This is a genomic window from Alistipes ihumii AP11, from assembly GCF_025144665.1.
In the GTDB taxonomy this organism is placed as follows: domain Bacteria; phylum Bacteroidota; class Bacteroidia; order Bacteroidales; family Rikenellaceae; genus Alistipes_A; species Alistipes_A ihumii.
Map to the genome: position 1 here is coordinate 2,044,748 of NZ_CP102294.1, position 19,429 is coordinate 2,064,176.

General features: G+C 61.7%; 14 protein-coding genes. 10 read left to right on the top strand and 4 right to left on the bottom strand.

The genetic code is table 11. The annotated features are described in order from the left end of the window. Positions 1–114 precede the first annotated feature (114 nt). The 4 genes from purL to NQ491_RS08315 all read left to right on the top strand — a co-directional run bounded on the left by purL (position 115) and on the right by NQ491_RS08315 (position 8,832). A complete protein-coding gene (gene purL / locus NQ491_RS08300) occupies positions 115–3,807 on the top strand; it encodes a phosphoribosylformylglycinamidine synthase (RefSeq protein ID WP_019246638.1) in 3,693 nt (1,230 codons plus the stop codon). Between the two features lie 2 nt (positions 3,808–3,809). Beyond that, positions 3,810–4,595 (top strand): glutamate racemase, encoded by a 786-nt coding sequence (murI, locus tag NQ491_RS08305; protein WP_019246637.1) that lies wholly within the window; start codon positions 3,810–3,812, stop codon positions 4,593–4,595. Positions 4,596–4,952: 357 nt separating this feature from the next. Beyond that, entirely contained in the window at positions 4,953–7,832 is a 2,880-nt protein-coding gene (locus NQ491_RS08310) for an FtsK/SpoIIIE family DNA translocase (RefSeq protein ID WP_019246636.1), read from the top strand. Positions 7,833–8,196: 364 nt separating this feature from the next. Next, positions 8,197–8,832 (top strand): LolA family protein, encoded by a 636-nt coding sequence (locus NQ491_RS08315; RefSeq protein ID WP_019246635.1) that lies wholly within the window; start codon positions 8,197–8,199, stop codon positions 8,830–8,832. 184 nt (positions 8,833–9,016) lie between these two features. On the opposite strand, the gene mltG is transcribed toward NQ491_RS08315, so the two are convergent. After that, entirely contained in the window at positions 9,017–10,033 is a 1,017-nt protein-coding gene (gene mltG, locus NQ491_RS08320; protein WP_019246634.1) for an endolytic transglycosylase MltG, read from the bottom strand. 205 nt (positions 10,034–10,238) lie between these two features. Between mltG and NQ491_RS08325 the strand changes: the two genes are divergently transcribed. The 4 genes from NQ491_RS08325 to NQ491_RS08340 all read left to right on the top strand — a co-directional run bounded on the left by NQ491_RS08325 (position 10,239) and on the right by NQ491_RS08340 (position 13,156). Then, the gene (locus NQ491_RS08325; protein ID WP_019246633.1) at positions 10,239–10,835 is read left to right on the top strand and encodes an L-threonylcarbamoyladenylate synthase; all 597 of its coding nucleotides are present in this window, start codon (positions 10,239–10,241) and stop codon (positions 10,833–10,835) included. Between the two features lie 19 nt (positions 10,836–10,854). Next, complete coding sequence (locus NQ491_RS08330) at positions 10,855–11,406, top strand: DUF4199 domain-containing protein (RefSeq protein WP_157365678.1); 552 nt, start codon at positions 10,855–10,857, stop codon at positions 11,404–11,406. A gap of 107 nt (positions 11,407–11,513) precedes the next feature. Further along, positions 11,514–12,461: a glycosyltransferase family 2 protein gene (locus tag NQ491_RS08335; protein WP_026089773.1), complete on the top strand. Its 948-nt coding sequence runs from the start codon at positions 11,514–11,516 to the stop codon at positions 12,459–12,461. Between the two features lie 230 nt (positions 12,462–12,691). Next, the gene (locus tag NQ491_RS08340) at positions 12,692–13,156 is read left to right on the top strand and encodes a DUF4293 domain-containing protein (protein ID WP_019246630.1); all 465 of its coding nucleotides are present in this window, start codon (positions 12,692–12,694) and stop codon (positions 13,154–13,156) included. Positions 13,157–13,332: 176 nt separating this feature from the next. Here the strand turns inward: NQ491_RS08340 and NQ491_RS11295 are convergent, their stop codons facing one another. From NQ491_RS11295 to NQ491_RS08350, 3 genes are all read right to left on the bottom strand, one after another. Continuing rightward, on the bottom strand, positions 13,333–14,058 hold the full coding sequence (locus tag NQ491_RS11295) for an energy transducer TonB (protein ID WP_081587439.1): 726 nt from the start codon (positions 14,056–14,058) through the stop codon (positions 13,333–13,335). Positions 14,059–14,137: 79 nt separating this feature from the next. Continuing rightward, a complete protein-coding gene (locus tag NQ491_RS08345; RefSeq protein ID WP_051013004.1) occupies positions 14,138–14,914 on the bottom strand; it encodes a 3-keto-disaccharide hydrolase in 777 nt (258 codons plus the stop codon). A 630-nt stretch (positions 14,915–15,544) separates the two neighbouring features. Beyond that, the gene (locus tag NQ491_RS08350; RefSeq protein WP_147524759.1) at positions 15,545–16,024 is read right to left on the bottom strand and encodes a hypothetical protein; all 480 of its coding nucleotides are present in this window, start codon (positions 16,022–16,024) and stop codon (positions 15,545–15,547) included. Positions 16,025–16,530: 506 nt separating this feature from the next. Between NQ491_RS08350 and NQ491_RS08355 the strand changes: the two genes are divergently transcribed. Both NQ491_RS08355 and NQ491_RS08360 read left to right on the top strand, forming a co-directional pair. Next, positions 16,531–17,604, top strand: coding sequence for a glycoside hydrolase family 43 protein (locus NQ491_RS08355; RefSeq protein WP_232423211.1), 1,074 nt, complete (start codon positions 16,531–16,533; stop codon positions 17,602–17,604). A 24-nt stretch (positions 17,605–17,628) separates the two neighbouring features. Then, positions 17,629–18,948 (top strand): family 43 glycosylhydrolase, encoded by a 1,320-nt coding sequence (locus NQ491_RS08360; RefSeq protein WP_019246624.1) that lies wholly within the window; start codon positions 17,629–17,631, stop codon positions 18,946–18,948. Positions 18,949–19,429: the final 481 nt, after the last annotated feature.

Consider the following 19,429-nt stretch of genomic DNA (forward strand, 5'->3'; position numbering starts at 1 on the left):
CCGGCGATCGAAGCGCTTCCGGTACGGGCCGGAGTCGCAGGAGCGTTGGAGGGAAAGGATTTGCCGGAGGGACGGCAGCAGAGACGATCGATATAACGAACATACATAGTCAGGATGATACTATTTTTCAGGAAAGACCGTACCGTGTACGCCGTGCAGGCCGACGCGGCACTTTCTGCCGAGCAGACGGACAGCCTGCGGTGGCTTTTGGGCGGCGCGGATTTGCTCGCGCAACAGACGCTCGACGGAGTTTTCGTCGGTCCCCGGCGCGAGATGATCACGCCTTGGAGCACGAATGCCGTCGAGATCACGCAGAACATGGGACTGCCGGGCATCCGCCGCATCGAGCAGTTCGTCGAGGCGGAAAGCGAAGACGTCCCGTTCGACGCGATGCTGCAGCGCAAGTACCGCACGATCGACCAACAGGTCTTCACGATCAGCAAGAAGCCCGATCCGATCGTCTACATCGACGACATGGCGGCGTACAACCGGCAGGAGGGACTGGCCCTGAGCGACGAGGAAATCGCCTATCTGGAAAGCGTCAGCCGCCGCATCGGGCGCAAGCTGACCGACAGCGAGGTGTTCGGCTTCTCGCAGGTCAACTCGGAGCACTGCCGCCACAAGATATTCAACGGTCAGTTCGTCATCGACGGCGAGGCGATGCCCTCGACGCTGTTCGGCCTGATCAAGCGTACGACCAAGGAGCATCCGGGCCGCGTCGTGTCGGCCTATAAGGACAACTGCGCTTTCCTGCAGGGGCCTGCCGTCGAGCAGTTCTCGCCCGCGGCGCACGACACGTCGGACTACTTCCGAATCGAGGAGTTCGAGAGCGTGATCTCGGTCAAGGCCGAGACGCACAACTTCCCGACGACCGTCGAGCCGTTCAACGGCGCGGCGACGGGTACGGGCGGCGAGATACGCGACCGCATCGCCGGCGGCAAGGGAGCGTTCCCGGTGGCCGGCACGGCCGTTTATATGACCGCTTATCCGCGTCTGGACGGAGGGCGCGAGTGGGAGAAGGCGACCGAGCCGCGCGAGTGGCTCTACCAGACGCCCGAGGACATCCTGATCAAGGCGTCGAACGGGGCTTCCGATTTCGGCAACAAGTTCGGTCAGCCGTTGATCTGCGGTAGTTTGCAGACGTTCGAACATTTCGAGAACGGCAAAAAATACGGCTTCGACAAGGTCATCATGCAGGCCGGCGGCATCGGTTACGGCCGTAAGCGCGACAGCATCAAGGACGAGCCGGAGGCGGGCGATCGCGTCGTGCTGCTCGGAGGCGACAACTACCGCATCGGCATGGGCGGGGGCGCTGTCTCGTCGGTGGCTACCGGCGAGTATGCGGGGGCCATCGAGCTCAATGCCGTGCAGCGATCGAATCCCGAAATGCAGAAGCGGGCCTACAATGCGATCCGCGCCATCTCGGAAGAGGGCGTCAATCCGATCATCTCGATCCACGACCATGGCGCGGGCGGACACTTGAACTGTCTGAGCGAGCTCGTCGAGGCGACGGGCGGCCGGATCGACATGGACAAGCTGCCTATCGGCGACCCGACGCTCAGCGCGAAGGAGATCGTCGGCAACGAGTCGCAGGAGCGCATGGGGCTCGTCATCGACGAGAAGAACATAGACAAGCTGCGGCGTATCGCCGAGCGCGAGCGGTCGCCGTTCTACGTGATCGGCGAGGCGACGGGCGACATGCAGTTCACCTTCGTCGACAACCGCACGGGCGAGAAGCCGATCGACCTGAAGCTCGAAGACATGTTCGGCAAGGCGCCGCGCACGGTGCTCGCGGATCGGACGGTCGAGGAGCGGTTCGCCGAACCCCGTTATACGGCCGGCAGTCTGAACCGCTACATCGAGAACGTGCTCCAGATGGAGGCCGTCGCCTGCAAGGACTGGCTGACGAACAAGGTCGACCGCTCGGTGACGGGCAAGGTCGCCATGCAGCAGACCGCCGGAGAGGTACAGCTTCCGCTGAACGACTGCGCCGTCGTCGCGCTCGACTATCAGGGTACGCACGGCATCGCCACGGCGCTCGGACATGCGGTGGGCGTCGCGATGGCCGATCCGCGCAGGGGATCGGAGATGGCCATTACCGAGGCGCTGACGAATATCGTCTTCGCCCCGATCGACGGCGGCCTGCGCTCCGTCTCGCTGAGCGCCAACTGGATGTGGCCCTGCAAAAACGAGGGCGAGGACGCGCGGCTCTACGCGGCCGTACAGGCGGCCAGCGACTATGCGGTGGCCCTCGGAATCAACATACCGACCGGTAAGGACTCGCTGTCGATGACGCAGAAGTACCGCGACGGAGAGCTCGTCTACGCGCCGGGAACGGTCATCATCACTTCGGCGGCCGAGGTCTCGGACGTCAAGAAGGCGGTTTCTCCGGCCTTGAAGCACCGTCCGAGCCAGATCGTTTACGTCGATATGAGCCGCTCGCCGTTCGCGCTGGGCGGCAGCAGCTTTTTCCAGAGCCTCGGAGGCGTCGGATCGGAAGTGCCTGCGGTCGAGTCGGCCGACTATTTCGCCCGGGCGTTCGGCGCCGTACAGGGCCTCATCGGCGACGGGAAGGTGCTCGCCGGGCACGACGTGTCGGCCGGCGGCCTCGTGACGGCGCTGCTCGAGATGACGTTCGCCGACAACCGCAGCGGCATGGATCTGAGCTTTGCCGCGCTCGGCGAGCGCGACATCGTCCGGCTGCTTTTCAGCGAGAAGCCTGCTTTGGTGTTGCAGGTCGAGGACGGCGTGCGGACCTGCGAGGAGCTGAAGTTCGCCGGGGTGGATGCTTATGTGATCGGCGACGTGAATTTCGAGCGCCGCTTCCGTTTCGCGCACGACGGTCTGGAAATGGACTTGCTTATCGACGAGCTGCGCGATACGTGGTTCAAGACTTCTTACCTGCTCGACCGCCGTCAGAGCGGGGCGCAGAAGGCGTCGGAGCGCTTTGCCAACTATAAGAATCAGGAACTCCGCTTCCGCTTCCCGGAGACATTCACCGGCAAACTGTCGCAATGGGGGCTCGAAACGAGTCGCCGCTGTCCGACGGGCGTCCGTGCGGCGATCATCCGCGAGAAGGGCATCAACGGCGACCGCGAAATGGCGTGGTTCATGTACCTGGCCGGTATGGATGTCAAGGACGTGCACATGACCGACCTGATCGAGGGCCGCGAGACGCTCGAGGACGTGAACATGATCGTCTTCCCCGGCGGATTCTCCAATTCGGACGTACTCGGGTCGGCCAAGGGATGGGCCGGGGCATTTCTTTATAACGAGAAAGCCAAGCAGGCGCTCGACCGGTTCTACGCCCGTCCCGACACGCTGTCGCTGGGCGTCTGCAACGGCTGCCAGCTGATGATCGAGCTCGGGCTCGTCACGCCCGGCCACGAGCGTAAGCCGCGCATGCTGCACAACGAGAGCCATAAGTTCGAGTCGGCTTTCTTGGGCGTCCGCATCGAGCCGAACGAGTCGGTCATGCTGCGCTCGCTCGCCGGCTGCGAGCTGGGTATCTGGGTCGCTCACGGCGAGGGCCGCTTCAGTCTACCGTACGAGGAGAGCCGCTACTGCATTCCGGTCCGCTACTCGTACGACCAGTATCCGGCCAATCCGAACGGGAGCGACTACAACGCGGCGGCCCTCTGTTCGGAAGACGGTCGCCATCTGGCCATCATGCCTCACTTGGAGCGCGCAATCCGGCCGTGGAACTGGGCCTGCTATCCCGAGGACCGGACAGGAGATGAGGTGACTCCGTGGATTGAGGCTTTCGTCAGCGCCCGCCGCTGGATCGAGGATAAAACGAAAAAGTAGCGATGAACGACGCGCCGATAGGAGTTTTCGACTCGGGGCTGGGCGGGCTGACCGTATGGAGCGAGCTGCGCCGCCGCTTGCCCCGCGAGTCGCTGCTGTACTACGGCGACGGCAAGAACTGCCCGTACGGGGACAAGACCCGCGAGCAGGTGACCGAGGCCGTCGATTTCGCCGTACGAAGGCTCGTCGACCGCGGAGTCAAGCTGATCGTCGTGGCCTGCAATGCCGCGACGGCCATGGCGATCGATCACCTGAGAGCCGCCTATCCGATTCCGTTCGTCGGGCTCGAGCCGGCCGTCAAGCCGGCCGCGCTCTCGTCGCGCAGCGGCGTGATCGGGATTCTGGCGACGGCGGCGACGCTGCGCGGCAGGCTGTTCCGCGAGACGTCGCGCCGCTACGAGGACCGGGTGCGGATCATCGCCCGGGTCGGCGAGGGTTTCGTCGAACTGGTCGAGCAGAACCGCGAACGGACCGAGGAGGCCTATCGTCGGGTAGAGCGTCTGCTTGAGCCCATGATCGAGGCCGGAGCCGACCGGATCGTGCTCGGCTGCACGCACTATCCCTTTCTGAGCGAGGCGATGCACCGCGTGATCGGCGACCGCGACGTCCGTCTGGTCAATCCGGCGGCGGCCGTCGAGCAGCGGACCGAGGCTCTGCTGCGCGAAGGGGGAATCGAGGCTTCCGGAGGCAGTCGGCCCGTATACGAGTTTATGACCAGTGCCGACGAAGCTTACCGGCAGCGGCTGGCCGCCAAGAGCGAGGAAGCGCGGACGATGCGTTTCGAGTAGGCGGGAGAGCTTCGGCGTCGGAGGTCGTCCGGGACGGAATGCGGGGAGGTGGCGGCCGGACGGCGGTGCAGGGCCGTTTCCTGTTTCGGGGAAAGGGACCGTGTTCCGGTTTCGGAGGTCTCCCGAATGCGGGGCGTACTGCAAGGGGCCGGGGATGACAGAAAATGCGAAGTCCGAAGGTGGCCGTCCATTCGGTGCGGCTCGCAGGCGTCCGGAACGTTAACGGGAAAGATACGGGGCGCCGGAGAGTCGGCGAAAGGCCGCTTGGTCGGAAAGTGCGGTTGTCGGCCGTCGCGTATCCGCCGGGGCAGAGATGAAAAACAAGAAAGAATGACCGCTCCGGGCGGTCGCAGGAATATGGCAACGAAGAAGAAAACGACGGGGGCTTCCCAGCCCGAGGTCAGGGGACTGAGCGACACGAAGCGGTGGATTTACGGCTTCGCGCTGCTGTTTTTCGCGCTGTTCGTCGGCGTGGCCGTCGTGTCGTACTTCATATACTGGCGCGACGATCAGAACGTCGCGCTGTGGAGCCGCGTGCTGGCTGCGGGCGAGCAGCCGGTGATGAATTGGGGCGGCAAGCTCGGCGCGGTGCTTGCCAACTACATCGTGGGCGACTGGTTCGGGTTGTTCGGGTTCTGCGTTCCGGTCGTGCTGGTGATCCTGTCGCTTCGGATCATGCGCTTCCGGCCGGCCATGCTGCGCAAGTCGGTACGGCTGACGCTGATCCTGATGATTCTCGGCTCGCTGACGCTCGGCTACCTGTTCGGCGATAGCTGGACCGTGTTCGGCTCGGGGCTCGGCGGTCAGCAGGGCATCGAAGTGTCGCGCTGGCTCGTGTCGGTGCTCGGGCGCGTCGGAGCCGGGCTGTTGTTGTTGCTGTCGATCATCCTGTATGCGATCTATGTCAACCGCAATACGATCTCGCTGCTCAACCGCGTAGGCAAGGAGATCGTCGATAACGGCAAAAAGGTGGGCGGCGCCGTGACGTCGACGGCTACGGAAATGATCCGGCACGAGCTCAGGGGCGGCAATAAGAAAGTCGCTGCGGGCGCAGCGGCGGAGTCCGCGGAGGGCCTTGCCGAGAATGCGGCGACGGAGCCGGCCGGCAGCGAGGACGACGACGTATTCACCGTGCGCGATGCGTCGGAGCGGAACGACACGCCGTTCTATCCGGGCGAGCTGATCGACGACGACGGCTTTGTGGTGGTCGATCGCTCGGGGCTGTCGCGGCCTCCGATCGTGCCGAAGGAGGAGAGCGCTCCGGCCGGTCGCACCGAAATCGATGACGACGGCTTCGTCGTAACGGATCTGACCGTCGAAGAGCCGCCTCGCACCGAGGTCGACGAGGACGGATTCACGATCCAGTATGCCAGCGGGGACGGAGAGGCGCTGCGGGAACCTGCGCGTGAAGCCGTCGATTCCGTACCGGTCGGATGGCGGGATCCTGCTGCTGGAACCGGTCTGGTTACCGGTGCCGCTTTAGAGGCGGCGGGCGGTGCGGTCGGGCAGGAAGCAAGAGCGGCCGAGACGTCTGCCGTTGCGGCTTCCCCGGAAGGCCGGATCGCAGTCGGCATGCCGCAGGCGGGGGCTTCCGTTTCGGAGGACGACCGTTTCGTGGCCAGCGTACCGGGCGACGCGGCGATCGAAGAGCGCGACGATATGGCTGTCGAGCGCCTGCCTCAGGACGAGACGCTCTCGGAGGACGAGATCGAGAGCACGCTGTACGATCCGACGCTCGATCTGTCGTCGTACCAACGCCCGCCGGTCGAGTTGCTCGAGGACCACAGCGTCGAGGTCAGCGTGACGAGCGAGGAGATCGTCGAGAACAAGAACCGGATCAAGGAGACGCTCGAGAACTTCGGCATCCGCATCGAGAAAATCAAGGCGACGATCGGCCCGACCGTGACGCTGTACGAGATCGTGCCGTCGCCGGGCGTGCGCATTTCCAAGATCAAGAATCTGGAGGACGACATCGCGCTGAGCCTGTCGGCCCTCGGTATCCGGATCATCGCTCCGATACCGGGCAAGGGGACGATCGGCATCGAGGTGCCGAACAAGGACAAGAAGATCGTGTCGATGTACTCGGTCATCAAGTCGGTGAAGTTTCAGGAGTCGAAGTACGACATTCCGGTCGTGCTGGGCAAGACGATTCAGGACGAGACGTTCGTGATCGATCTGGCCAAGATGCCGCACTTGCTCGTAGCCGGGGCGACCGGACAGGGCAAGTCGGTCGGCCTGAACGCGATCATCACGTCGCTGCTCTACAAAAAGCATCCTTCGGAGCTGAAGCTCGTGCTGGTCGATCCGAAGAAGGTCGAGCTGACGCTTTATTCGAAGCTCGAGCGCCATTTTCTGGCCAAGATGCCGGGCGAGGACGACGCGATCATCACCGATACGCACAAGGTGATCTATACGCTGAACTCGCTCTGCATCGAAATGGACGCCCGCTACAATCTGCTGCGCGCGGCCGAGGTGCGCAAGATTACCGAGTATAACGACAAGTTCATCCATCGCCGGCTGAATCCGCAGAAAGGACACCGCTATCTGCCCTATATCGTCGTGATCATCGACGAGTTCGCCGACCTGATCATGACGGCCGGGCGCGAGATCGAGACGCCGATCGCGCGAATCGCCCAGTTGGCGCGCGCCGTCGGCATTCACCTCGTCATTGCGACGCAGCGCCCGACGACGAACATCATCACCGGCGTCATCAAAGCCAATTTCCCGGCCCGCATCGCGTTCCGCGTCACGTCGATGGTCGACTCGCGCACGATCATCGACCAGCCGGGAGCGAACCAGCTGATCGGTCGCGGCGATATGCTCGTATCGACGGGCAACGATCTGATCCGCGTGCAGTGCGCGTTCGTCGATACGCCCGAGATCGAGCGCATCACCGAGTTCATCGCTTCGCAGCGCGGATATGTAGGAGCCTACGAGCTTCCCGAGTATACGCCCGAGGGCGGAGGCGAGGGAGCCGCCGGCAACAAGACGAACGATCTCTCGCAGCTCGACTCGATGTTCGAGGAAGTGGCCCGCTTCGTCGTGCAGAACCAGCAGGGATCGACTTCGTCTATCCAGCGCCGCTTCTCGATCGGGTATAACCGGGCCGGCCGTATTATGGACCAGCTCGAAATGGCCGGCGTCGTAGGCAAGGCCGAAGGCAGCAAGCCGCGCGAGGTGCTGATCGCCGACATGATGTCGCTCGAAAAGATACTTTCGTCGCTCGAAGACTTGTAGCAGGCGCTTCGCATGGGCCGGGGAATCGATTCGCTGCGGAACGGAGCGGTGTGATGTCTGGGAAGCGGAGCGAGTGGCGGAAAGGACGGATACGACGGGGGAGATGAAGGCGGGAGACGGACGTCGGTCGTCGGTCGAAAGCCGGACGGGAAGAATCGATGAGAGGGCGATGCGCACGAGGATCGGGAAATTTCGGAGATGTTGCTTTTTCTGCGGGTTAAGCGTAAGCCCGACAGGTAAGGCGTGAGGTTTTCGAAATAGCCGGGCCGCCGGGTTCCGGCGTTCCGTTCCGCAGCGGTCCTGCCGGTCGCCGGTGCGGCGGGAGGACGGCGGTAAGATAATAAGGATTGTAAAGCGAATGTCGATGATACGAGTATTGTTCTGTACGCTGCTAGCCGCTTGGGCGGTCCTGCCGCTCCGGGCCGACGACCGGGGCCGGGCGCTGGTCCGGAGCCTGTCGGCCAAAATCGCCTCCTACGTTTCCTACGAGGTGTCGTTCACGGCCGATATGGACGGAGAGTTCGACGGCGTGCAGGGGCGTATCGTAGTGAACGGCGACCGGTACCGCGTCGAGGTGAACGGCTCCGAGCTCTATTGCGACGGCAAGCTCCTCTATACGTTCCGTGCCGACGAGGACGAGGTGACGATCGAGCGTCCCGACCCGGGCGACCGCTCGCTGCTGTCGAATCCCCCTCGCTTTTTCCGCCTCGAGGGCGACGATTTCGAGGTGGCTTACAAAGGCCGGGAAGATGCCGGAGGGCGTAGTCTCGACCGGTTGGAACTGACGCCGAAAAGTCCCGATGCCGGCTATCGCTCGATCGAGATAGGAGTCGATCCGGCGGACGGTATGCCCGTTCGGGTCGTCTATCGCGTGGACGGGGCGGCCGCTCCGCTGCGGATACGGATCGACCGGCTCGTGCCGAACGTGCCGGTGAAGGATTCCGATTTCACATTCGATCCGCGGAAGCATCCGGGCGTCGAGGTGATCGATTTCCGCTGATTCGCCCGTCCGGACGAATCGGTCGTGTGCGGCACGTTTTGTCTTGGCGAATGTCGTACAAGCCGCCTGTTATGTGTTTCTGCCGGATGTTCCGGAAAGGTTCTTTTCGGTTCGGTGCCCGTGTTTTGAAAAGGTACGGACAGGAATCGTCCGTACCCGGAGTCGGGAGGCTGCCGCTTGTTCGTTATCGGATTCCCCGTCGGTTCAACGCCCGGGCGTATGCTTGCGCGTTGCGGTTATGCTCGGCGAGCGATCGCGCGAAGGCATGAGAGCCCGACAGGTCGTCCTTGGCGCAGAAATAGAGATAGTCGTGGTTTTCGTAATCGAGCACGGCATCGATCGCAGCGATCGACGGCATGCAGATCGGCCCGGGCGGCAGACCCGGATGCCGGTAGGTGTTGTAAGGGGAATCGACTTCGAGATGCTTGTTCAGCACCCGCCGGATCGAAAAGTCTCCGAGCGCGAAGCGGACCGTCGGATCGGCCTGAAGCGGCATGCCCCTTTTCAGCCGGTTGATGTAGACGCCCGCCACGCGCGGCATTTCGTCCGTGCGTTTGGTTTCCTCGTAGACGATCGATGCCAGCGTATAAGCTTCGATGCGGTTCAGTCCCGTGCGGGCGAGCTTCCGTTCGCGGCTCTGCCAGAAGCGCTCGTTTTCCCTTTGCATCCGCGACAGAAATTCGTCGGACGAACAATTCCAGTACAGTTCGTAAGTATTCGGAATGAACATCGCCAAAAATGTCTGCGGCGTGTATCCGTATCGGGCGGCGGTCGAGTCGGCGAGCAGCAGTCCGGCTAGCGAAGCCGAGTCGAGCTCGAGCCTGCGCGAGATGCTGCCGGCGAGCCGGTCGAGCGTGCGGACATTGTTGAACGTAACCCGCGCGGGCGCCTGCAGCCCCGCCTTGAGGCGGTTGATGACTTCGCGGTAGGTCATTCCTTCTTTCAGCGCGTAGCGTCCCGGACGGACCGCGCGGTCGAGTCCCACCGCCCGGGCCGTCAGATCGAATCGTTGGAAATCGGGGATCGCCCCCCCGGATCGCAGCGAGTCGGCCAGTCGGCCGTAGTCGCTGCCGGTCGGGACCAGCACGACGGCGTCGCACGCGACGGCCTGTCCGAGGTATAGGCGCACGACGAAAAACGCGCCTGCGATCAGCGCGAGCACGACGGCGCCGGCTGCGTACCAGCCCTTTTTATGCTTCATCCGGGAATAATTTTTGCAAATATAGCGAATTTGTTTAATTTTGTCCCGGGTAAGTCTTATACGACCAGCTCCTGCTGAATCCCCCAGAGTCGGAAGACGGCAAGGGTAGGTGGTTGTAGCGGTGCGATATAAGTAGCTTACCCATTTTTTATTCCGTTTCTCCGCGAGCGTTTTCCCCGGAACCGATTAACAGCCGTTTGACGCGATGATCAAGATATATGCTCAGAATCCCAACGAGAAGGCCGTCGCTCGCGTGGCGGACGTGCTTCGCTCGGACGGGGTGATCGTCTATCCGACCGACAGCGTCTATGCGTTCGGCTGCTCGATCAGGAGTCCGAAGGCCATCGAACGCCTGCGCGCGCTGAGCGGCAAGAAGGGCGACGAATTTTCGATCGTTTGTCCCGATCTGAGCACGATTTCCGCCTACGCGCGTGTGGACAACGCGGTGTTCAAGGTGCTCAAGCGCAATCTGCCGGGACCGTTCACGTTCGTGCTGAACGCGTCGGGCAAGGTCCCCGACAAGTTTCTGGAGAAGCGAAAGACCGTCGGCGTGCGGATTCCCGACCACGCCGTCGCGCTGGCGATCGTCGAGGCGCTCGGGCATCCGCTCGTGACCGCTTCGGTCAAGGATTCGGAGGAGGAGTATACGACCGATCCGTCGCTGATCGAGGAGCGCTACGGCTCGGCGGTGGAGGCGGTGATCGACGGCGGTTACGGTCTCTGCGTGCCGACGACGGTCGTGGATTGCACGGACGAGAGCGATATCGTCGTGTTGAGGGAAGGAATCGGAGAATTAGTCTGACAGGATTATGATGAAGGATATGGAAAGAAGTCTGAGCCGGACGGAATGGCGCGAGGCCGCTACGGGCGGCTTGTATGCCGGATTGGCCTATGCCTTGCTGACGATTGCGGCGCATGCGGGCCGCTCGATGCCGGGTCTCGTGACGATTCTCAACGCGGTGAGCTTTTTCTCGTTCGCCGGATTTCTCTATTTTTACGCCCGGCGCATGGCCGCCTATGCGGGCGGCGACGGGTTTTCCTACGGGCGGAGCCTGCTTTTCGTACTGAAGATGTCGCTTTTCGCGGGCGTTCTGGCCGGTGTCGGCCAGTTCGTTCTGGTCAACTGGATCGATCCCGAGGGATTCCGCGAGCAGTTCGATCTGATGGTCGCCAATATGGCGGGCGGCGGTATGGGCGAGAAAGAGGCCGAAATGGCCGGGTCGCTCGGACTCAAACTGATGCGCAATCCGCTGTTCGCGGTGTTCAGCGGGATTTTCAGCATGTTGATTTACGGCGGCCTGCTCGGTTTGTTGATCTCGATTTTTGTCCGGCGTCCCGCCGATCCGTTCGGGGGCGGAACGTCTGCCGAATAGCGAGGGTACGGGTCGTCCGGACGAAAAAGCCGTCGGCCCGTTTCGGAGGCGGCATCCGGCGCCGAATGTGTAAGTAACGATAGCGAACAATGGAAGACAACAGCCGAATCGACATATCCGTCGTGGTTCCTCTTTATAACGAAGAGGAGTCGCTTGCCGAGCTGCACGAGTGGATCGTGCGCGTCATGGGCGAGAACGGTTTTTCGTACGAGATCGTGTTCGTCGACGACGGCAGCAGCGACGGATCGTGGGAAGCGGTCTGCCGGCTGAAGGTCCGCGATCCGCATGTGCGGGGCATCCGGTTTCGCCGCAACTACGGCAAGTCGGCCGCGCTCTACTGCGGTTTCGAGGCCGCCCGGGGGGAAGTCGTGATTACGATGGACGCCGATTTGCAGGATTCGCCCGATGAGATTCCGGAGCTCTACCGGATGGTCACCGAGCAGGGATACGATCTGGTCAGCGGGTGGAAGAAGAAGCGGTACGATCCGCTGGGCAAGACGCTGCCGAGCAAATTTTTCAATGCGACGGCTCGTCTGGCGTCGGGCATCCGGCTGCATGACTTCAACTGCGGCCTGAAGGCATACCGGCGGAAGGTCGTCAAAAGCATCGAGGTATACGGCGAGATGCACCGTTTCATACCGGTACTGGCCAAGCAGGCCGGTTTCCGGCGGATCGGCGAGAAGGTCGTCCGTCATCGGGCCCGCAAGTACGGGGTTTCCAAGTTCGGTTGGGAGCGGATGATCAAGGGGTATCTGGATCTGATTACCGTCATGTTCATGACCCGTTTCGGCAAGAGCCCGATGTATTTTTTCGGCGGTTTGGGCACGCTGATGTTTCTGCTGGGAGGCGCTACGGCCGTTTATCTGATCGCCGAGAAACTGTACAAGCAGGCTCACGGCCTGCTCGTGCGGGGCGTGACGGATCAGCCGCTGTTCTATATTGCGCTGGCGGCGGCGCTCGCCGGCGTACAGTTCTTTCTGGCCGGCTTCCTCGGAGAGCTGATCGGCCGCAACTCGGGCGACCGGAACCGCTACCTGATCGACGAGCGGATCTGATCGGCGGTCGGAAAGCCGGTGCCCGAACCGGGCCGGAATGAGGCTCGCCCGCATGCCGGCAGGTATTCTGCGGAGGTTCACGGCCATAGAGTACGGAAGGCGATCGAGCGGATGTTGCCGGGGCCTGCCGGGGAAAGAACGGGCGATTGGGTAGGAAATTTTCGCGGTGTGTCCGAGGAAATAGTATAATGTAATGTTTCGGGGGCGTCCCCGTTTTGATTGACTTGATTATGATACAGCGCATTCAGACCGTATATCTGTTTTTGTCGGCCTTGTTTACGGCCCTGTTGCTTTTTTTGCCGTTGGCCGTCGGGGTAACCGTTTCCGGCGGTCCGGTCCGGGCTACGCTTTGGGGCTGGACCGACCCTGCCTCGGCGGACTCGCTGAGCTCCGGGGCCGTCCATTGGATCGCGGGGGGCTTGTCGGTGCTCGTGCTCGCGCTCGCTTTGGTCACGATCTTCGGGTTTCGGAACCGTCCGTTGCAAAAAAAACTGTGCATCGTGCAGGTCGTTCTGTTGCTCGTCGTCTGCGGGCTGCTGGGCTGGTGCCTGGGCAGCTTTGCCGCTCCGCTTTCCGCATGGAGCCTTTCCGCCGCCTCGGTCTTTCCCGTCGTATCGCTGATCCTGACACTGCTGGCTATGCGGGGAATCTCCAAGGACGAGCGGCTGGTCCGCTCGCTCGACCGGATTCGGTAATTTCAAAGAGAGCGCCCGACCGGTTTTTTCGTCCCGGTTGTGCTTGTCGGCGATCTTCTTGCGTCCCGAGGGCCGGGACCGTTCGGATTTGTGTGCGTTGCTTGGGGACCGGTGCGGCTATGCGGCTCCGATTGTCTTGAGAAAATGCGCTGGCCTATGGTCGATTCGGTTTTCGGTCAGTTGTCCGAAGGCGGGAAATAAACCGGGATCATATAGTAGCAATGGGCGGGTTCTTTTGCAGCGGTATCCGGTTCCGTTAAGTTGACATACGGCTTACATCGATCGATCATGCCCGGTTCCCACCTTGGCATGTTTCGGACGACGCGCAGCGCTTCTCGGTCGCATTCGGGGGATAACGAAACCAAAACCTCGGGTCGGACGACGTTCCCTTTTTTATCTATAACGCATTTGATCCAAGTCACTCCCCGGATATTTTCCTGCTCGGCTTTGCTCGGATAACGGGCGTTTCGGCGGATGAAAGCCGTCAGGCTGTCGTACCCTCCCGGGAAAGAGGGCATCCGATGGGTTACGACGCAGACGGTGTCTTCCTCGGGTTCTCCGATGGCGGGGAAATCTTCCATGAATACAGTATCGAGCTTGTTGTATTCATAGATACTGAGAAGCGCCTTTTCTTCCGTAGCCGAAGAATTCCCGCTCGCGGTCGTCCGGTCGTTTCCGTTTGTGGATTCCGGCGTCGATCGGGTTCCTGTACGGCTCGGGTCTCCGCCGTTTCGGCAGGTCGTGAGCAGAGCCAATGCGATGAAAGCCGGCAAGACTCTGTCGATAATTGCGGTGCATAGGTCGTATCGCTTCATGGTTTGGGGATTTCGGGCGTTTCCCGGTCGGGACGGAATGATGGGAGAACGACGGTTCGTGGAATGATGCGACGAAAGCGCTGCCATGCCGGAATCGGCATGACCGAGATGCCGAAGCGCGAATCGCCGCTGTGGCCGGCCGGTATCCGCGCTTCGGCGTCTTGTCTTACAGTTCCCTGATCCAGATATTGCGGAAACGGACCGGGTTCAGGTGGTCCTGCAGCACGATCGGGCCGCGACCGTGGGCGACCGTTTTCGGGAAGCCGATGAATTCCGTCGTGCCGAGGATCAGCGTGTTGTTCTGGATCAGCACGCCGTTGTGCAGCACGGTGATCCGTCCGTGCGAGTGCAGCGTACCGTCGTCCTTGAACCGGGGCGCCGTGTAGATGATGTCGTAGGTGTTCCATTTGCCCGGTTTCTGGCAGGCGTTGACCAGCGGGGCCGACTGCTTGTAGATGCTGCCGGCCTGGCCGTTGGCGTATGTCTCGTTGCCGTAGTTGTCGAGTATCTGCACTTCGTAGCGACCCTGCATGAAGACTCCGCTGTTGCCCCGGCCCTGACTTTCGCCGACGATCTCCGTCGGCGCGCTCCATTCGAGGTGCAGCTGGTAGTCGCCGAAATCGCGGCGAGTCTGGATGCTGCCCGAGTTCGGGATGACGGTCATAACGCCGTCCTCGACGCTCCATGCGACGGGTTTCCCATCGCAGCCGATCCACTCGGGCGCGTCGTCGGCGTCCAGTCCCAGCAGGACGACGGCGTCGGAGGGAGGCGGTACGGCCCGGTCCATATCGGCCGGCGTGACGATCCGGGGCTGAGGCTCCCAAAATTCGGACATGTCGTGGGTCATCGGCGCGGGATCCGGATATTTCTTTCCGGTCTGCGCGAAAGAGGCCGTCGAAACGGCGACGCACAAGGCGATGCAAAGCGGGTTCTTTCCGTTCATGGCTTAGTAGTTTGGCGATTGGACAGGTTTTGGGCCGGCGCGGGCATTCGCCGCGCGTACGGCATGCCCAAGATAGTCGAAAAAGTTCGGATTTCCTATTTTCGGACGGGAGAATCGGGAGGCCGGTTATCGTTTCGCGCGCATTTCTGCTTCGGGATGCGCCCTTACGGTCGCTGGCTTCGTTCCGTGCTTTGCCGTGCGGACCGTCCCGGAAGCCGGTTTGCAGCCGATCCGTTATGGAGCGGTTCGCGAGAACCGGATATGTTCTTTTCATCCGCGGCATTTTCCCGAAGCCGGGCGACGAATCGCGCGTATGACGATCCGTTTGTTCCGAGCGGCTGCCGTACGATGTACCGTGACCGTCTGGAATTTCCTCGGTCGGTCCGTTTTCCGGTTCGTCGGTCGGGATTGTCTTTTCGTTTGCCGAGACTTTCCGAACGGGCCGACGCTTTGAAAGAGAGTCGTTCGGCAGGAGAGACCGAGGGTTTGTCGGTGCGAGGGCGCTTCCCCGTCCGACCATGGACATTCTTCTACGATCGGTGCCGGCGAAGCCGGTCGATGTGACGATTCTTCGGATCGCATAAGGATTTTTTCGGTTGCATCCGTCTTCGGTCGGTCCGTCGTACCGGTCTATTCGGAAGGGAATATCGGTCTGAGCGTCAGTACGGTCCGGTCGTGCAGGCGGAACCGCTCTTCGTTGGCCGGGTGGGTGTAGATCAGCTTCAGGGCGAGGGTCAGCGTATCGCTCAGCGTCGGATAGATCCTCAGTCCGATCTCGCCCCGCAGCAGGTTGTCGTAATAGTCGTCCTTCCCGAAGCGGACGACCGGAGTCGTGATCTCGTAGTCCGTCCCGGCCACGGCCGTCGTCGAGTCGGGCATCACGGCGAAATTCACCGTGTCGCTGTCGTAGACGAAGTTCCGGGCGCGGAAAACCAGCACGACCGTATCGACCGGTTCCGGCTCCCGTGTATCGACGGAAAATGTCTGCTTGGCGAGCGGGAACCAATATACGTCGGAATAGAATTGCGAGCCGTCGTCCTCTTTCAGGCATCCGGCCAGCGGTGCGCACAGCAGAAGCAGTCCGTATAACAGTCGTGTTCTTTTTTTCATCGGTCGTCGGTTTGCCGTGTGACGGACCCGGCCTTCGCCCGTCGTCGTGCGATCGGCTTTCTGCCCGTTCCGGAGCATTCGGCCGGGATCGCCGGGGCAGCGGGAAGGGACTCTCCCGTCTCCTTGCCCGGCAGCCGCGGGCCGGTTTCGGAATCAAAGTTACGAGTATTTTCCGAATAATTCAGCGGACGGTCCGATTTTGTAAAAATATCCGTACCGGGCGGCACGGCCTGCGAAACGGAACACCTGCGCAAGAAAATGGTCCGTTCACGATAGGAAATCGGACGGGAAAAGCGTAATATTGTGAAAAGAAACGGATTTTGTCTCGGAGAAATACCCGTACCTCTGAAAACGGGGCGGGAACGGACCGGTTGGTTGGTCTTTCTCGATTAGGTAAGTTGGGTTAAGTTAGGTTGGGTCCGGCGTATGTCTCATATGCCGGGCCTTTTGCCGCGTTCTTCGGCTCGTATGGAAATCGGGCCCGAACGATGTAAACGATGAAAACGATGAGCAGAAAACGCATGGCGATATATGCGACGGGATGCCTCTGCTGCCTTTCGCTTGCAGGGACGTCCTGCGCGACGGGCGAGGAGCCGGTCTACGACAACCCGCTGAGAACGTCGGCCGGCGACACGGTGCGCTTGGCCGATCCTTTCGTTTACGAAAGCGATGGACTTTATTACATGACGGGTACGACCGCCTCGGCCGAGGCATCGGGGTTCGACTACTATGTATCGTCCGATCTGGTTGCATGGGAGTACGGCGGTCCCCTGTTCCGCAAGTCCCCGGCCCATTTCGGCGCCGGAGCTTTCTGGGCTCCGGAGGTCGAGCGTTACGAGGGCCGCTTCTATATGACATACAGTTGTCTGGAACCCGAGCGCGGCGTGCTGCTTTCGTGTCTGGCTGTCAGCGACCGGCCGGAGGGACCGTTCGAGGAGCTCTACACGCCCTGGTTCGATCTGGGTTTTTCGGCGATCGACTGCGACATTTTCGTCGACGACGATCCGCAGCATACGCCCTACCTCTATTTCAGCAAGAACGGAAACCGCGACGGGTACGCTTTCGGCGAGAACTGGGTCGTAAGGCTGAAGAAAGACCTCTCCGGATTCGACGGGGAGCCTCGCCTCGTTTCGCGGGCCTCTCAGCCGTGGGAGCTCGTGAACCGGGAGCGGAACCGCTGCAACGAGGGAGCTTTCGTTTTCAAGCGCGCCGGAGTTTACTATATGACCTATTCGGCCAACGATACGGGCTACTCGGATTACGGAGTCGGCGTTGCTACGGCTCCGCATCCGCTCGGCCCATGGACCAAGAGCGAGGACAATCCGCTGATGACGACCGACCTCGCGCGCGGAATCTCCTCGCCGGGACACGGCTGCGTCGTCGATCTGCCGGACGGGGAGTCGTATTTCTTTTACCACCGGCATGCCGATCCGCACGGCAGTAAGCCTTCGTTCGACCGGGTCGTGTGCATGGACCGTCTCTTTTTCGACGGGGACGGGGCGCTACGGACCGACGGCCCCTCGTCCGAGCCTCGGCGGAAACCCGGGCTTCGTCGAGAAGACGGTTCCCGACCGGAATGAACCTAACCAAAACCCTGTTATAAGATGATAAGAAAGAAATGGCTCGCGGTTGCCGCCTTGTTCGGAGGTTCCCTGTGCGCTCAGAATCCGGTCGTACCTCCCGGCGTGTTCGCCGCCGATCCGGAAGGACACCAATGGAAGGACGGAAGGCTTTATCTTTATGTTTCGAGAGACGAAAGCCCCGACTTCTATTGCTCGTGGAGATACGATCTGCTGTCGACGGACGACCTGAAGAACTGGACGATCCATCGCGACGCCTTCGCATCGAAAGGACCGAACGACGAAGTGCCTTACAGCGACGGCGAGCTGTACGCGTCGGACGCCGCTTACAAGGACGGCAAGTACTACCTCTATTACAGTATGCGCGATGCGATCGACGAGGGCGTGGCCGTGGCCGACGCTCCGGCCGGTCCGTTCCGCGACGGCCGGCCCGTCGAGGGAATCTCGCAGATCGATCCGGCCGTTTTCATCGACGACGACGGGCAGGCTTATCTCTATTGGGGACAGTTCTCGGCCAAGGGCGCCAAGCTGAAGGACAATATGCTCGAGGTCGACACGACGACGATCGTCGACGGGCTCGTGACCGAACAGGAGCACTTCTTCCACGAGGGCAGCAGCATGCGCAAGCGCAACGGAATCTACTACATGGTCTATTCCCATCTGCGCAAGGGGCGTCCGACTTGCATCGGATACGCGACGTCGCGCTCGCCCCTCGGTCCGTTCGAGTACGGCGGGGTGATCGTCGACAATGCGGGCTGCGATCCCGAGTCGTGGAACAATCACGGCTCGATCTGCGAGTTCGACGGCCGGTGGTACGTGCTGTATCACCGGACGACGAACGGAACCCGCTCGCTGCGGAAAGTTTGCATCGAGCCGATCGAGTTCAACGAGGACGGGAGCATCGACGAGGTGGAGATGACCTCGCAGGGCGCGGGCGATCCGCTCGACGCGTTCGCGGAGGTCGAGGCGAGGCGCGCCTGCCTGTTGTGGGGCAATACGCGTGTCCGTACCTGTGCTGCCGACCGGGAGGAACTGGGCGGTATCCGCAACGAGGATTACGCTACGTTCAAGTATCTCGATTTCGGGGACGGGGCCGACACGTTCAGCGTGACGGTGACTCCGCATGCCGGCGGACGGATCGAAGTGCTGACCGACAATCTGTGGAGCGCTCCGGTCGGGACGGTCGAAGTGCCTACCGCCGAGGGCGCGTCTCGCAGCGTGACGCTGACGGTTCCGGTCCGTCCGGTCGACGGAGTACGCTCGGTAACTCTCCGCTTTCTGGGCGATAAGGAGGCCGGGGAGCTTTTCACAGTCGATTCGTTCCGGTTCGGGAAAAAGCGCTGAGCGGATTTCCGGATATTCCGATCGTTATGGCGGGAAAGGGCTTCGGGCTTTTTCCCGCTTTTTGGTTGCAAAACTCTTTTGCCGGACTCGGACGCTGAGCGGCCGGTATTTGTCGGGCAGGCGTTATCCGTTTGCAGGCGAAAGGTTTTGTCGTTGCCGATAGCTTCTCTGCTGTTCGGTCGCCATGTCCGGCCCGGCGCTGTGACGGGACAGAATGCGGCATCGGACGGATCCGTGCCGCAGGCTTCGCTGAACATGGGAGCGACTCGGCCGTATGCGGAAGCCGTCGTTCCGTTTTTTCCCTGTCGTTCCGATTTCTTCGGGTTCTTCGGCCGATCGCTTGTTCGGAGCGAAAGGGAAACGACCGGCGATCGGAGTTTCCCTCCGATCGTTTCGTTCGATTTCCCTGTATCCGACCGGCCGAAGGGAATCGTTCCGGGGGGCTATGTCGGCTGCTTGCAGAAAACAGGGGGAGCGATGG

Bases quoted from the DNA above. Each gene is read 5' to 3' on its own strand.
- NQ491_RS08325 (WP_019246633.1), top strand. From the start codon at position 10,239: ATGATCAAGATATATGCTCAGAATCCCAACGAGAAGGCCGTCGCTCGC.
- mltG (WP_019246634.1), bottom strand. From the start codon at position 10,033: ATGAAGCATAAAAAGGGCTGGTACGCAGCCGGCGCCGTCGTGCTCGCG.
- purL (WP_019246638.1), top strand. From the start codon at position 115: ATGATACTATTTTTCAGGAAAGACCGTACCGTGTACGCCGTGCAGGCC.
- NQ491_RS08345 (WP_051013004.1), bottom strand. From the start codon at position 14,914: ATGAACGGAAAGAACCCGCTTTGCATCGCCTTGTGCGTCGCCGTTTCG.
- NQ491_RS08310 (WP_019246636.1), top strand. From the start codon at position 4,953: ATGGCAACGAAGAAGAAAACGACGGGGGCTTCCCAGCCCGAGGTCAGG.
- murI (WP_019246637.1), top strand. From the start codon at position 3,810: ATGAACGACGCGCCGATAGGAGTTTTCGACTCGGGGCTGGGCGGGCTG.
- NQ491_RS08330 (WP_157365678.1), top strand. From the start codon at position 10,855: ATGGAAAGAAGTCTGAGCCGGACGGAATGGCGCGAGGCCGCTACGGGC.
- NQ491_RS08315 (WP_019246635.1), top strand. From the start codon at position 8,197: ATGATACGAGTATTGTTCTGTACGCTGCTAGCCGCTTGGGCGGTCCTG.
- NQ491_RS08355 (WP_232423211.1), top strand. From the start codon at position 16,531: ATGAGCAGAAAACGCATGGCGATATATGCGACGGGATGCCTCTGCTGC.
- NQ491_RS08350 (WP_147524759.1), bottom strand. From the start codon at position 16,024: ATGAAAAAAAGAACACGACTGTTATACGGACTGCTTCTGCTGTGCGCA.
- NQ491_RS11295 (WP_081587439.1), bottom strand. From the start codon at position 14,058: ATGGCAGCGCTTTCGTCGCATCATTCCACGAACCGTCGTTCTCCCATC.
- NQ491_RS08360 (WP_019246624.1), top strand. From the start codon at position 17,629: ATGATAAGAAAGAAATGGCTCGCGGTTGCCGCCTTGTTCGGAGGTTCC.
- NQ491_RS08340 (WP_019246630.1), top strand. From the start codon at position 12,692: ATGATACAGCGCATTCAGACCGTATATCTGTTTTTGTCGGCCTTGTTT.